The 14,240-nt window shown below is 65.7% G+C and carries 11 protein-coding genes and 1 pseudogene; 3 read left to right on the top strand and 9 right to left on the bottom strand.

Features of this window, described 5'->3' with window-relative positions:
• Positions 1-330 precede the first annotated feature (330 nt).
• From KWO_RS18275 to rsmG, 6 genes are all read right to left on the bottom strand, one after another.
• Positions 331-3,522 carry an efflux RND transporter permease subunit gene (locus KWO_RS18275; protein ID WP_033006802.1) on the bottom strand — a complete coding sequence of 1,064 codons (3,192 nt, stop codon included), beginning with the start codon at positions 3,520-3,522 and terminating at the stop codon, positions 331-333.
• Between the two features lie 516 nt (positions 3,523-4,038).
• Complete coding sequence (locus KWO_RS18280; protein WP_010381369.1) at positions 4,039-5,310, bottom strand: efflux RND transporter periplasmic adaptor subunit; 1,272 nt, start codon at positions 5,308-5,310, stop codon at positions 4,039-4,041.
• 182 nt (positions 5,311-5,492) lie between these two features.
• Complete coding sequence (locus KWO_RS18285) at positions 5,493-6,764, bottom strand: TolC family protein (protein WP_010381366.1); 1,272 nt, start codon at positions 6,762-6,764, stop codon at positions 5,493-5,495.
• Between the two features lie 55 nt (positions 6,765-6,819).
• Positions 6,820-7,203, bottom strand: a complete 384-nt coding sequence (locus tag KWO_RS18290) for a hypothetical protein (RefSeq protein ID WP_010381365.1) — start codon at positions 7,201-7,203, stop codon at positions 6,820-6,822.
• Positions 7,204-7,912: 709 nt separating this feature from the next.
• The gene (locus KWO_RS18300) at positions 7,913-9,730 is read right to left on the bottom strand and encodes a DUF885 domain-containing protein (RefSeq protein ID WP_010381363.1); all 1,818 of its coding nucleotides are present in this window, start codon (positions 9,728-9,730) and stop codon (positions 7,913-7,915) included.
• A gap of 351 nt (positions 9,731-10,081) precedes the next feature.
• Positions 10,082-10,720, bottom strand: a complete 639-nt coding sequence (gene rsmG, locus KWO_RS18305; RefSeq protein WP_010374347.1) for a 16S rRNA (guanine(527)-N(7))-methyltransferase RsmG — start codon at positions 10,718-10,720, stop codon at positions 10,082-10,084.
• Positions 10,721-10,947: 227 nt separating this feature from the next.
• Here rsmG and KWO_RS23315 point away from each other — a divergent pair.
• A pseudogene (locus KWO_RS23315) lies at positions 10,948-11,306 on the top strand (PhoD-like phosphatase N-terminal domain-containing protein); the annotation flags it as partial.
• 50 nt (positions 11,307-11,356) lie between these two features.
• Positions 11,357-11,887: a PhoD-like phosphatase N-terminal domain-containing protein gene (locus KWO_RS18315; RefSeq protein WP_174856780.1), complete on the top strand. Its 531-nt coding sequence runs from the start codon at positions 11,357-11,359 to the stop codon at positions 11,885-11,887.
• 18 nt (positions 11,888-11,905) lie between these two features.
• On the opposite strand, the gene KWO_RS18320 is transcribed toward KWO_RS18315, so the two are convergent.
• The gene (locus KWO_RS18320; RefSeq protein ID WP_026113251.1) at positions 11,906-12,502 is read right to left on the bottom strand and encodes a 4'-phosphopantetheinyl transferase family protein; all 597 of its coding nucleotides are present in this window, start codon (positions 12,500-12,502) and stop codon (positions 11,906-11,908) included.
• Positions 12,503-12,619: 117 nt separating this feature from the next.
• Here KWO_RS18320 and KWO_RS18325 point away from each other — a divergent pair, with 117 nt between their 5' ends.
• Positions 12,620-12,871: a GlsB/YeaQ/YmgE family stress response membrane protein gene (locus tag KWO_RS18325; protein ID WP_005914591.1), complete on the top strand. Its 252-nt coding sequence runs from the start codon at positions 12,620-12,622 to the stop codon at positions 12,869-12,871.
• A gap of 61 nt (positions 12,872-12,932) precedes the next feature.
• Here KWO_RS18325 and KWO_RS18330 read toward each other — a convergent pair whose 3' ends face one another.
• On the bottom strand, positions 12,933-13,370 hold the full coding sequence (locus KWO_RS18330) for a GFA family protein (protein WP_010374352.1): 438 nt from the start codon (positions 13,368-13,370) through the stop codon (positions 12,933-12,935).
• The gene (xth, locus tag KWO_RS18335; protein ID WP_010374354.1) at positions 13,367-14,146 is read right to left on the bottom strand and encodes an exodeoxyribonuclease III; all 780 of its coding nucleotides are present in this window, start codon (positions 14,144-14,146) and stop codon (positions 13,367-13,369) included. The genes KWO_RS18330 and xth overlap by 4 nt, the downstream gene beginning before the upstream one ends.
• Positions 14,147-14,240: the final 94 nt, after the last annotated feature.

Below are 14,240 nucleotides of genomic sequence, written 5' to 3' on the forward strand. Positions count from 1 at the left end.
GGAGCGATCCGGGCACAGCGAGCCGCGCATTATGCACGGCTTTCCTATGTGCCGCAAGCACTTAGCGGCAGCGCGGGAGGGACGGGATCGGCAGCTCAACAGCTCGCTTTCAGCATCCTTGGAACGAACCTAGGGTTGCATCATCCATACATGAAACTTGCTGGGGCTGTCCGAGAACCTAGACCGCCGCGACGACGCCATCGACGAAAAGTTCATGCCCAGCGACAAAGCGTCAGCGAGACGCATGATTCTGGGGAACCTGTCGCTGCAACCCACACAACGCGCCTGAAGCGAACGTCGGCGCAACGCTGCTTCGCTGCGCAGCGCCAACTACAGGCCGAGCGCAGGACCGGCTGCAGTGCCGCGCCGATGCAGCCAGCGATACAGCACCGGCAGCACCAGCAGGGTGAGCAGGGTGGAGGAGACGATGCCGCCGATCACCACCGTGGCCAACGGGCGCTGCACTTCGGCGCCGGCACCGACGTTGAAGGCCATCGGCACAAAGCCCAGCGCGGCGACCAGTGCAGTCATCAGCACCGGTCGCAGGCGCGACAACGCGCCTTCGCGCAATGCCTGCTCCAGCGGCATGCCTTCTGCACGCAAGCTGCGCACGAAGGCGATCATCACCAGGCCGTTGAGCACTGCCACGCCAGACAAGGCGATAAAGCCCACGCCGGCGGAAATCGACAATGCCAGTCCGCGCAGCGCCAACGCCACCACGCCGCCGGTCAGTGCCAACGGCACGCCGCTGAACACCACCAGCGCATCGCGCAGCGAACCGAACGACCAGTACAGCAGCGCGAAGATCAGCAGCAAGGTGCCTGGCACCACCCAGGCAAGGCGCTGGCTGGCGGAGATCAGTTGCTCGAAGGTGCCGCCGTAGCCGATCCAGTAGCCGGTGGGCAGTTTGACCTGCGCCTGCATGCGCTGCTGCACCTCGGCGACAAAACCGCCCAGATCGCGATCACGCACATTGGCGGTGATCACGATGCGGCGTTTACCGTCTTCGCGATTGATCTGGTTGGGGCCCAGCACGGTATCGATCTTGGCGACCTCGCGCAGCGGCACGGTGGCTGGTTCGCCACTGCGCCAACCTGCTGCGCGGCTGGACTCGTCCAGATCCGCACGTTCGCCATCGCCACGTAGCGGGATCGGCAGATCGGCCAGCGCGGTGGGGTCTTGGCGCAGCGCCTCCGGCAAACGCACCACGATGTCGAAGCGCCGGTCGCCTTCGAACAATTGTCCAGCTTCCTGCCCGCCCACTGCCGCCGCCACGGTGTCCTGCACCACACCGGGATTGAGCCCGTAGCCGGCCAGCGCGGCACGATCGGGCACCACCGCCAGCATCGGCAGGCCGGTGGCCTGTTCCAGACTCACATCGGCCGCGCCCGGCACTGCGCTGGCGATTTCCTGCACGCGCTGCCCGAGCTTGACCAACGTGTCCAGATCGTCGCCATAGACCTTGATCGCCACATCCGCACGCACGCCAGAAATCAGCTCGTTCATGCGCATCTGGATTGGCTGGGTGAACTCGTAATTGTTCCCGGGCAACTGCTTCACCGCCTCCTCAATCTCGGCCAGCAATTGCGCTTTGGGCTTGCGCGGATCCGGCCACTGCGCGCGCGGATGCATGATCAGGAACGTATCGGCAACGGATGGTGGCATCGGGTCGGTGGCCACTTCGGCGGTGCCGAGTTTGCCGAACACATGCGCCACTTCCGGAAACTGCTTGATGCGTTTTTCCAGGGTGGATTGCATGGTGATGGCCTGTTCCAGGCTGGTGCCGGGAATGCGCAAGGCATGCAGTGCAATATCGCCTTCATCCAGGTTCGGAATGAAATCGCTGCCCAAGCGCGTGGCCAACACCGCGCACAGCGCCACCGTCGCGAAGGCCGCAATGCCGACCCAGCGGCCGTGACGCAGCGCGCCATCGAGCAACGGTGCATACACCCGACGTGCCCAGCGCATCGCACGGTTTTCGTGCTCGGCCACCTTGCCGCCAAGCAGCAATGCAATCGCTGCAGGCACGAAGGTGAGCGACAGCAGCATCGCGCCGGCCAGTGCCAGCACTACGGTGATCGCCATCGGGTGAAACATCTTGCCTTCGATGCCGGTCAGCGCAAACACCGGCAGATACACCGCGGTGATGATGCCCAGGCCGAACAGGCTGGGGCGAATCACCTCGGCAGTGGCTTCGGCAGTGAGCTCGAAACGCTCATCGCACTCGAGCACGCGCCCAAGCCGAAGTTGCGCGTCGCCGAAGCGGCGCAGGCAGTTCTCCACGATGATCACCGCGCCATCGACGATCAAACCGAAGTCCAGCGCACCCAGACTCATCAGATTGCCGGACACACCACCGCGCACCATGCCAGTGAGCGTGAACAACATCGCCAACGGAATCACCGCAGCCGTGATCAACGCTGCGCGCACATTGCCCAGCAACAGGAACAACACCACGATCACCAGCAACGCGCCTTCGATCAGGTTCTTGGCGACGGTGACGATGGTGCGGTCTACCAAGGCAGTGCGGTCGTACACCGGCACCGCCTGCACGCCTGCGGGCAGGCTGGCGTTAGCCACCTCCAACCGTTGCGCTGCGGCCTGCGCCACCGTGCGGCTATTGGCGCCGACCAGCATGAACACCGTGCCGAGCACCACTTCGTTGCCGTCCTGGGTGGCCGCACCGGTGCGCAGTTCGCGGCCCTCGCCCACTTGCGCCACATCGCGCACGCGGATCGGCACACCGGCGCGTCGATCCAGCACGATCGCGCCAATCTGCGCGATGTCATCCACCTGCCCCGGCACCCGCACCAGAAACTGCTGGCCGTTGCGTTCGATATAGCCGGCGCCGATGTTGCGGTTATTGGCTTCGACCGCTTGCGCGACGTCGTCCAGGGTAAATCCCAACGCGACCATGCGCGCGGGGTCGGGCGTGATATGGATCTGCCGCGCATAGCCGCCGATGGTGTTGACCTCGGTCACGCCCGGCACATTGCGCAGCTGCGGGCGCACCACCCAATCCTGCAAGGTACGCAGATCGGTCGCTGTCCACGCACTGCCGTCGGGTTTGCGCGCGTTCGGTTGGGCTTCCACCGTGTACATGAAGATCTCGCCCAGGCCGGTGGCAATCGGCCCCAGCTGCGGCTCCAGATCGACCGACAATTGCGACTTGACCTGCTGCAAGCGCTCAGCCACCTGTTGCCGCGCGAAATACAGATCGGTGCCGTCGGCGAAGACTGCAATCACCTGCGATAAACCGTAGCGCGACAGCGAGCGCGTGGATTCCAGGCCCGGCAAACCTGCCAGCACCGTCTCCAGCGGAAACGTCACCCGCTGCTCGGATTCCAGCGGCGAATAGCCCGGCGCCGCAGTGTTGACCTGCACCTGCACGTTGGTGATATCGGGCGTTGCATCGATCGGCAAGCGCGAAAAACTCCACACACCAATCGCAATCAGCACGCCCGTCAATGCCAGCATCAACCAGCGCTGGGCGATCGCAAACCGGATGATGTTGGTCCGCATGACAAACACCTCCGCGCACACCTGGCACCGCACTGCGCCGAGCATCGCACTGGTCGTACCACCGACAGACAGCGCCGCTGCCCCACAGGAACGCGCCGCACCACACCAAACAAACACTCACCCTCGCGCCAGCACCCTCGTGGTTTTAGTTCTCGTTGCTGTTGTTGCTGTTGTTGCTGTTGTTGCTGTTGCTGTTGTTGTTTGCTTTCGGGGCCCCATACCGCAGCGGCAAGGCTGGCAGATACAACCCGCAGGGCGGCGCGCATGGATGCGCGACGTTTTTGTAAGGGGCAGGGACGTCCCTTACAAAAATTTCTGCCGGCCTTGCGAACCCGCAGCGCCGCAGGCGCGGAGGGCGCGAGGACGGGGTGTGCTTTCTTTTGGTTACTTTTCTTTGCACAAGCAAAGAAAAGTGACTCGTGCCCGACAGGGCGCGAAAGCCTTGGATCTGCCGTGCATTTCCGTATCCGACATTCGCTCACACTCAAAGACGCAATGACGTCGACCCAAACGCGATCAATGATCATGCGAAGCCCCCGACTTCTCGATATCAGCCTTCACCAGGTAACTCTGCTCCACCACCACCGCATCGCCTGCCGCCAAGCCCGATAACACTTCCACCTGCTGCGCATCGCGCGCGCCCAGCTTCACCGGCCGCACTTCGTAGACATCGCCCACCTGCACAAACACCACATTCCAGTCGCGAAACTGCTGCAACGCACCAACCGGCACCACCATCGCCGCCGGCTGCTGCGCCACCGTTACCCGTGCCTTCACTGCGGAACCCGGCCGCCACAAGCCATCGCTATTGCGCAACACCGCGCGCGCGACGGTGCTCTGGCTCGCGGTGGCGGTGCCCGGCAATACGCGTTCCAGGGTGGTCTGCGCCACCACGCCATCGCTGATGCGCGTCACCGTCACCGGTGCGCCGGCGGTGATGTGCCCGGCGTCGGCACCGAAGATATGCAGATCCACCCACAAGGTGGACAGGTCGGCGATTTCGAACAGCGCCTGGCCTTCGCCTGCATTGCTGCCCAGGCTGGCGTTGCGCGCAAGCACGACGCCACTGATCGGCGCGCTCACCGAGTAGGTGGTCATGCTCAGATTGCTCTCCACCGTGGCCAGCACCTGGCCTGCGCGCACCTGCTCGCCCACATTGACGCGCAGGCTGCGCACCGGGCCGGGAAAACGCGCGGTGGCTTGTGCCTGCGCACCTTCTGCAGGCGTCAGTAAGCCTTGCACTTCGTGCTGGTCGGCGATGCTGCCAGCGCTGACGGCGGCGACACGAATGCCCGCGTCCTGCGCAATCTTGGCCGCGATGGTGGTGCGCCCCTCGTAGCTGGGATAGCTCCAATGATGTGTCTTGCCCTGCACGGTGGCGCGCACTTCCACATCGAACGAATGCGGCTCGCTGACCGTGGTTTCGGCCAGCAGACTGCCGTCGTCGCGCGGCCGCAATTGATGGACTTCACTCACGCCGCCGAGCCGCTTCAGTTGCACTTCCACGCTGCCGGCGGTGGCCGGCAACGGTTTGCCATCGCGGTACAGCCATGCCTGGTAGGTGGGTGGTGTGCCGTCTTCGGCGATGACCAGCTCCACGCTGTCGCCGTCCTGGTTGAGCAGTCGCCCGCCATGGATGCCGGTCTTGGCTTCGTCGCCGTGTGCATCGGCGCCTGCTCCGCCTTCGGCGGCGTGCCCGGCGTGGTCATCGTGCGATGCTTCACTGCTGCGGCCGCAGCCGCTGAGCAACAGCGCCAGCAACAGCGGCGCGATCATGAAACGTGTCATCGAAGGTGATCCTGGTTGGCGCCGACGCGTTGCGTCGGGCGAACGAATGGAAGTTGGATGCGCTGGAAGCGCGGCAGGAATGGGCATCGTTTCGAGAGTGCTGGGTGCCGACATCACTGCGGATGCAGCGATTGCAACGAGGTCCTCGCACGCCGCACGAAAACGCGACACTGAAGTAACGTTCATGGCGTCACCTGCGCGGCAGGATCGCGCACGAATGGCTGCCCGGTCAGGCGCTGGATTTCGATCAACGCGGTCTGCGCTTCCAATGCGGCAGCCAGTTGCTGCTGACGCGCATCGCTGCGTTGCGCCTGCAGCTGCGCCCAGTCCAGATAACTGGTGGCACCGGCGCGATAGGCGCGTTCGGCAGCGGCATCGGCGCGTGCGAGTACAGGCAGCACATCGCTGCGCATGCGCGTCACGTCCAGCTGTGCTGCGCGGTAGCGACCATGCGCATCGGCAAGCGTTGTGTAGAGCGTCAGCGCCTGCGATTGACGTTCGATCTCCAGCAATGACAGCTCCGCTTCGGCTGCGCGAATCTCCGGCTGCGCGCGTGTAGCGCTACCCAATGCCAGCGAGACGCTGCCGAGCAACGCAGTGGCCTCGTTGCCTTCGAGCCGACGTACGCCCACCTGCCAGTCGAGATCCGGGCGCGCCTGGCTGCGTGCCAAGTGCACCCGTGCCTCGCGCACGCGCTGCTCGCCGTTCAAGCGTGCCAGTTCCGGCGTGGCGTCGAGCAGTTGCGCCAACACCTCGAACTCGGGAATCGCCGGCAGCTGCAGCGGGTCGCCAGTGATCGCACCGAAGTCCGGCGTGCGATCGCCCCACAACACTGCCAATTGGCGGCGTGCGGCGAGCAGTTCCTGCTGGGCGCGGTCGCGTTCGAGTTCTGCGCGCGCCTGCAGGGCTTGGGCTGTCAGCAGCACCGATTCGGGCGATGCGCCGGCCTGCAACCGCTGGCGCGCGGCACTGACGGTGCGTTGGCGCTGGACCAGCGTTTCCAGCGCGACCGCGTGCCGCTGCGTGGCCATGCCGATGGCCAGGTAGCGCCGCGCGACTTCGGCCAGCACATCCAGCCGGGCCAGCGCGCGTTGCGGTGCCAGTGCATCGATACGCGCCTGCGCCAGGGTGCGGCGGGCGTCGAGCTTGCCGCCGCGTTCCAGCACGCCGGCCAGGGTGACGGTGAGTTCGGCCTGGTCCAGCGCGCGGGTGGGGCCGGTGCCGAACACGTTTTCCAGTTCGGCGCCAATGCGCAACGGCGGACGCAGTGCGTCGCGCTCGGCGTCGGCGGTGAGGACCGCGCGTTGGCCGTCGGCCAGGCGCAGGTCGGGGTGCTGACGGGCAACGCGCGTAATGGCGTCGTCCAGGGTCAGCACGGGTTTGGGCGGCAGGTCTTGCGCGTTGGCGCACGACGCAACCGCGAAGACGGCAAGCGCCGTCAGTCGCAACCACATGAGGGTGTCTCCGGAATCGGGATCGATGGACAGGCCGGCAGCTGCCGGCGGTGCGTCAGGCCGCGATCGGAGGGCGCAACCCGGTCTCGCTTAGATGCGAGCGGTAATCGGTGACCAGCACGGGCGGCTGCCCGTGTGCGCGTGCAGGCAACGGGCCCCAGGCCAGCGCCGACAGCATGGCCGGGCTGTGTCCGTGGCAATAGCCGCTGTGCATCAAGGCATGTAGCAGGCCGGCGCCATCGCGCTCGCCGGCATCGCCCTCTTCGGCGCCGTCATGGCCGTGCGGTGCGGTGTCGTCCAGATGCGCTTGGTCGTGCGCGAGCGCATGCACATCGCCCAGCGCGCAGGCGACCGGTGCGACCAGCACGCCCATGACCAGCACCGCCAACGCCATCAGGCGTAGCAACGGGTGCAGCAGGCGGGCGCGATGGAGCAGCATGGGCGCAGCGTATAGGGGCCGGGGTGGTTACACAATTTCATGGGGGTGTCGCGTGGTTGTGCACTCGGACGCTCAGGTCAGATGCCTGGTGACCGAGCGCGCGGTGCCCTCACCGCTCGCGGGACACGCCGTAGACCCATCCATGGGGGCTCGATGGCGGCATCCATGCCGCCAAGGGTTCCGCAATCGGCGAGGACACCGCACCAGAGAGTGGATCGGCGGTTTTACAAACGCGGCTGGTGATGCGAAGGCAGTGAGGCTTCGCGCTTGGGCTGCAAGCTGGTCGCGCCTGAGTCATATAGCCAGCAAACTGGACCTGGCGCCTGCACTGACACACCGACCAACTTGACTGGTCCTTGCCCGCTCACCGTCGCGGGACTCTTGGCGGCATGGATGCCGCCAAGGAGCTTACAAGGACGTACTTGCAGCGTGTCCCGCGATGGTGAGCGGGCAAGGGCCCTGCAGCAAACGCGAAGAACTCAAGCTTAAGCGCGCGGTGCCTCACCGCTCGCGGGACACCCCGTAAACCCGTCCATGGGGCTCGATGGCGGCATCCATGCCGCAAGCGGCCCCGCAATCGGCAAGGACACCTCAGCAGACAGTTGGCTGGCGGTTCTGGGAAAGCACGAAACCACGCCGGACAGCTTGCTCACTGCTTTGTTGAAATTCTGCGCGCCGATCGTTTCGACCGGTCATTGTCCACTCGGCATCACGGCGCCGCGCGACGGGCCGGTTTGGTATCTGTCGGGCGCGCCTTGCTTTCGGCGATGAAGGCACGCACCTGCTGCTCCAGCACCGGCAGGGTGACCGAGCCCTGGCGCAGCACCACATCGTGGAAGGCCTTGATGTCGAAGCGATCGCCCAGCTCCTTTTCAGCCTCGGCGCGCAGCTTGACGATGGTGATCTCGCCCAGCTTGTAGCTCAGCGCCTGGCCGGGCCAGGAGATGTAGCGGTCCACTTCGGTGGTGACTTCGTGCTCGCTGAGCGCGGTGCGGTCGCGCAGATAGGCCAGTGCCTGCTCGCGGCTCCAGCCGTCATGGTGCACCCCGGTGTCGATCACCAACCGGCAGGCGCGCCACATCTCGTAGGTGAGCCGGCCGAACGCTTCGTACGGGGTTTCGTAGATGCCCATCTCCTGGCCGAGCTTTTCGGTGTACAGCGCCCAGCCTTCACCGTAGGCGGAAATGTAGTTCTCGCGCCGGAACGCCGGTTGCTCGCCCTGCTCCAGCGCCAGCGACCCCTGCAGCGAATGACCGGGCGAGGACTCGTGCAAGGTCAGCGCCGGCAGGTTGTACAGCGGCCGCGACGGCAGGTTGTAGGTATTGACCCAGTAGGTGGTGGCGCCACCGCGGCCAGCGGTCCAGAACGGGGCGATATCGTCGGGCACCGGCTTGATGGTGAAGCGCCCGCGCGGCAGCGTGCCGATGAACTTGCCGACCTGACCGTCCACGCGCTTGGAAATCCATGCGGCGCGATCGAGCAACTCCTGCGGGGTCTTGGCGTAGAACTGCGGGTCGGTGCGCAGGAAGGTCAGGAACTGCGCGAAGCTGCCCTTGAAACCCACCTGCTGGATGATGGCGTTCATCTGGGTCTGGATGCGCGCCACTTCGTCCAGGCCGATCTGGTGGATCTGCTCGGGACTCAACTCCAGCGTGGTGTATTCGCGAATCTGCTGGCGATAGAACGCCTTGCCGTCGGGCAATGCTTCGGCGGCAAGCGTGGTGCGCGCCTTGGGCATGTAGTCGTTGCGGAAAAAGGTCAACAGCTTGCTGTACGCCGGAAGGACGGCAGTGCGCAACGCCGCCCTGGCCTGTTCGCGCAATTGCGCTTGCTCGGCGGCGGGAATCTGCGCAGGCAGCTGCTTGAACGGCGCGTAGAAAGTCGATTCGGTGGGGTCTTTGACATCAGCCACGGTGGCGATGGACACATCGCGCCCGTCGAGCACGGCGCGCGGCACGCTGAATCCGCGTGCCAGGCCGGCGCGCATGTTGACCGTCTGCTGGTCGAAGTAACGCGGTACATCGTTGAGGCGCGCGATGTAGGCGCGGTACTCGGCCGCGGTCTTCATCGGCCGCTGCGCCATGAAGCCCAGATTCGACCAGAACGAGGTATCCGAATTGAACGGCATTTCGTACAGGCGCAGACGCACTTCGGCCGCCAGGTTCTCCACCTGCGGGCGGTAGATGGCGAAGTTGATCTGGTTGGCCGGCGAGAGCTGCTTCGGGTCGATGCCGTCGAGCTGCTTGAGTACGCCGTCCCATATCGCCAGACGCGCCTGCTGCGCGGCCGCGCTGACATCGGGCAGATGCGTGTTGTCGCCGGTGGTGTCGCTGTCTTCGTCGGCCTGACCGGTCTCGGCCTGGCGCCAGGCCCATTCTTTTTCATAGATGGCGCGGAAGCGCGCGTCGGCGGGTGCTTCGGCAGTGAGCGTGGCCGCAGCAGGCGGCGTGGCGGCGTACGCCGAGGTGGCGGCGAAGCCTGCGCCCAGCAGGGCGAGCGAGAGTGCGGCGGCGAGCGGAGAGGTCACGTGCGGAAAGCCTGATCTGGAGCGAACGCCCGATCATGGCAGCACCCGGGCACGCTGCCATGGGCCGGAAGTCCCAACGCGGGCTGTTGCCCTGGTCTGGCAGGCGTGTCAACGGCTGGCCTGATATGGCAGGGGCGCGTCGGTTAATGCCCCCATCCGCCAAAGTCCCTTCCCCTGCAGCGGGAAGGGACTTGCTGGGCGTGTCGAAGGCAACAGGCCACCTCGCGTCGGGCGGAGGAACTGACAGTCCCTGACGAGAGCGGCGTTGAACTCCTCCTTCGCGAGAGCTTGCCCTCTCGGGGAGAGGGTTGGAGTGCGGGCCACTTGAGATCGGCCGAACGCGGCTTCGGCTCAGGCCTTGCGCACCACCACCAGATGCCGCTCACCCTCCAGGCCGGGCACCTGCAGCGGGTGTACCTCGCTCATCGTCCAGCCTTCGGGCAATGCGGCGATTTCTTCGTGCGGATAGACACCCTTCATCGCCAGCAGGCTGCCGCCCGGGCGCAGCAGGTGGCCGCCGACGGCGATGATGCCGGCCAGCGTGTCCAGCGCGCGCGCGGTGAGGTGGTCGTAGGCCGCCGGCTCGTCCAGCGCTTCGGCGCGCGATTCGGCCACGCGGGCGTTGCGCAGCTCCAGATGGCGCAAGGCTTCGCGCATGAAGCGCGCCTTCTTGCCGTTGCTTTCCACCAGCGTTACCTGCAGCTGCGGGCGGGTGATCGCCAAGGGGATGCCGGGCAAGCCGGGGCCGGTGCCCAGGTCGGCCAGAGTGCCGCTGGCGATGTAGGGCTGCATGGCCAGCGAATCGAGCAGATGGCGGGTAACCATCTCGCGCGGGTCGCGCACGGCGGTGAGGTTGTAGGTCTTGTTCCAGCGCACCAGCAGGGCCAGGTAGCGCAGCAGCGGCGCGGCGAAGGCCGCATCCAGGGATTGGGACTGCAGGCCGCGTTCGAGCGCGGCAGAGACATCGGGGGCAAGTGCGGCATCGTTCATGGCGCGATTATCGCAGCTGGGCTGGCGGGCATGCGCGTACCGATGAAGGCGGTGCGGCGAGGGATGGCGTGGCTGCCTAGGCCCCTAGTCCACCTGCCGCGCGACGCCCGCACTTCCAGTGACCGCAGCTGCATGAATAGATCGGCAGGTGGGCTGCACTAGCTGACGCAAAAACTGACATGACGCGACCGCAGCATGGTTGCGTCCGCTCCCCTGCCTTGTTGTCCATGCCTGTGATCGACCCGTCTACCGCCTCACCCCTGCCTGACTCCGCTGCCACGCTCGCTCCACCGGATCCCAGCCGCCGGCGCATCCTCATCGCTGGCGCCACTCTGGCTGCAGCCGGGCTGCTTAGCCCCTTCGCACGCGCCAGCGGCAGTACCGACCCTTTCACCCTGGGCGTGGCGGCAGGCGACCCGCTGGCCGACGGCTTTGTGAGCTGGACGCGGCTGGCCCCCCGCCCGCTGGACCCGGACGGACGCGGCGGCCTGCGCGCAGCGGTGCCGATGCGTTGGCAGGTGGCAGCGACCCAAACATGCGCACCATCGTGCGCCAGGACGAGACCGTTGCCAGCCCCGTCTGGGGCCGACCATCACCGACGGGGTGCAGGGCGGCGATGTGCTGGATGGCCGCGCGATGCTGTGGAGCCGCGCCAATCGCCCGGCGCGGTTGCGGGTGGAATGGGACACCCGCCCAAGCCTGCGTCAGGCGCGGCGCGTGGAAGGCACGATCGCATCGGCGGCGCACGACTTCACCGCACGTGCGGACCTGAGCGGCCTACCACGCAACCAGGACATCTTCTATCGCGTGCGTTTCGAAGATGCCGACAGCGGTGTGTTGAGCGCGCCCGTCCACGGCCACCTGCGCAGTGCACCGCAGGTGCGTGGCGATGTCCGCTTTGTCTGGAGCGGAGACACGGTCGGCCAGGGCTTCGGCATCAATCCGGATATCGGCGGCATGCGTATCTACAACGCGATGCGCGAACGCAATCCGGATTTCTTCCTCCACAGCGGCGACACCATCTATGCCGACAACCCGATCCCGGCCGAACTGACGGTGGAAGACGTGGAGATCGATGGACGCAGCGGCGTGCTTACGGTGACCCTGCGCGACCTGGATGGCGTGGCGCAGTTTCGTCAGCCGATTCTGCCGCACGGTGTGGCGTAATCACGCACGGCGGCCGGCTTACACGCCCGCCAATGGATAGAACGCCAACGCGGCGCGACACTCCGGTGCAGCCCACCATTCGTGCAACTGCCATTGCGCGGCCTGGCCAAGCTCCGGATCGCACCACTGCAGGTGCAGCGCACCATCGAGCGTGAGTGCATACGCAAGCCGATGCAGGCCGAATGACAGGCCATGCCCATACGCCTTGAGCAAGGCTTCCTTGGCGCACCACAGCCGGAAGAACAACGCGTGCTGTGCGTCCGGCGCCAGCGCGGTGAGCAAGGCGATTTCGTCGGGATGGAAGAAGCGTTGCGCGATCTCCAGCACACGCGGACGCGCGCGGATGCGCTCCAGATCCACACCCAGCCGCACGCCCTCGCCCAGCCCCACCAGCAGATACTCGCCGCTATGGCTCCAGCCGGTGTCGCAGTTAGGCAGCGCCGGCTGCAGCGAGGGACGCCCGCGTGCATCGCGCTGCAATGGCACCAGCGCCGGGTCGATGCCCAGCGCCGGGCCAAGTAACTGACGCGCCTGCGGCTCGCCGCGTTCGCCGTGCCGGTGCGGGCGCAGCCACAGCTGCACCGGACCAACCCGCCAACTTGCGTGCGCTGTCACGCGCTGTGCACCAAGCCAAACACTTGGCCATCGCGCTCGACAGCTGCTTCACGCGCGGCTGCGTTGAATGGCGTCCATGCACCACTTCCGGTGCACGCGAACAAGGAGATCAGCAACATCGGCATCATCATCTGGTTGATCGTCGGCGGCATCGTGGGTTGGCTTGCCAGCATCATCATGCGTCGCGATGCGCAGCAAGGCATCATCCTCAATGTGGTGGTCGGCATTGTGGGTGCGCTGATCGCTGGTTTCCTGTTTGGCGGCGGCATCAATCAGGCCATCACGCTGTGGACCTTCGTGTGGTCGCTGGTGGGTGCGGTGATCCTGCTGGCCATCGTCAATCTGGTAACCCGTGGCCGCCTGCGCTAACGCATTGCGTTAGACAGATGTCGCGTTGTTCAACGCCCGGGCTCGCCCGGGCGTTCTCGTTTTAGACATCCACCGCAGCCCGATCGGCCGGATGGTGCACGCCGTCTTCCACCGGCACGGCAATGTTCAAGGCATATGGATTGACGCCTTCAAGGCAGCCGACGTTGTAGCCGTATTCGTTGGGGTTGGAGCGGCGCCGGTGATGCGTGTAAATGCCGCACACACCGCAGAAATAATGCGCTGCCGTCTGCGTGTTGAACTGATACAGCCGCAGCACGTCTTCGCCCTGCAGCACATGCAGGCCATCGAGCGGAACCGACGCGACAATGGCGCCACGCCGGCGGCACATCGAACAGTCGCAACGGCGCGGATCCAGCAGGCCGTGCGGTAGATCCAGATCGATTTGCACTGCACCGCAGTGGCAACTCAGACGATGCACCGGTCCCAGCGTGACATCGCCTACCTTGTGCGTGCTGCGACGCAGATGCCGACCACTCATGCGCCCGCCTCCGCCAGCCGTACCCATGCCGGCGCGTGGTCACTGGGGCGCTCCCACGTGCGCGGTTCGCGGTCGATGCCCGACTCCACGGCGCGCGTGCGCAAGGCATCGGACACCAGCGTCAGGTCGATGCGCAGGCCGAGATTGCGGCGGAAACCGGCCTGGCGGTAATCCCACCAACTGAACTGCTCCGCTGCTTGGGGATGCAGCCGGAATGCATCGTGCAGACCCAGCGCCAGCAGTTTTTCCAGCGCGGCGCGCTCGTCGGTCGAGGTGAGGATGTGGTGCTCGTTCCACACCGTCGCATCGTGCACGTCACGCGCATCCGGGGCGATGTTGAAGTCGCCCAGCACCACCAGCTGTGGATACGTTTGCAGCTGCTGCGCGATCCAGTCATGCGCTGCAGCCAGCCAGCGCAACTTGTAGGCGTACTTGTCGGTGCCCACGTCCTGGCCGTTGACCACATACAGATTGATGATGCGCACGCCATCGACCGTGGCGGCGATGACGCGCTGCTGTACGTCGTCGAAGCCGGGGATGCCCGTCTGCACGTCCAGCGCCGGCGAGCGCGATAGGATGGCGACGCCGTTGTAGGTTTTCTGCCCGCAAAACACGCTGCGGTAGCCCAGCTCTGCCAGCGCTGCGTCCGGAAACTTATGATCTTCCAGCTTGGTTTCCTGGATCCCCACCACGTCCGGCGCGAATGCGGTGAGCCACTGTTGCAGGTGCGGCAGACGCACGTTGAGCGAGTTGACGTTCCAGGAGGCAATCTTCATGGCGCGGACCGAGGTTCAAACCACCAATGGTACCGCGCCATGTGCCGGGCCTCAGGGCGTGGGCCATGCGTTCTAGAGCAGGGGACATCCGCGC

It is taken from the genome of Xanthomonas vasicola pv. musacearum NCPPB 4379 (genome assembly GCF_000277895.2).
Classification (GTDB): domain Bacteria; phylum Pseudomonadota; class Gammaproteobacteria; order Xanthomonadales; family Xanthomonadaceae; genus Xanthomonas; species Xanthomonas vasicola.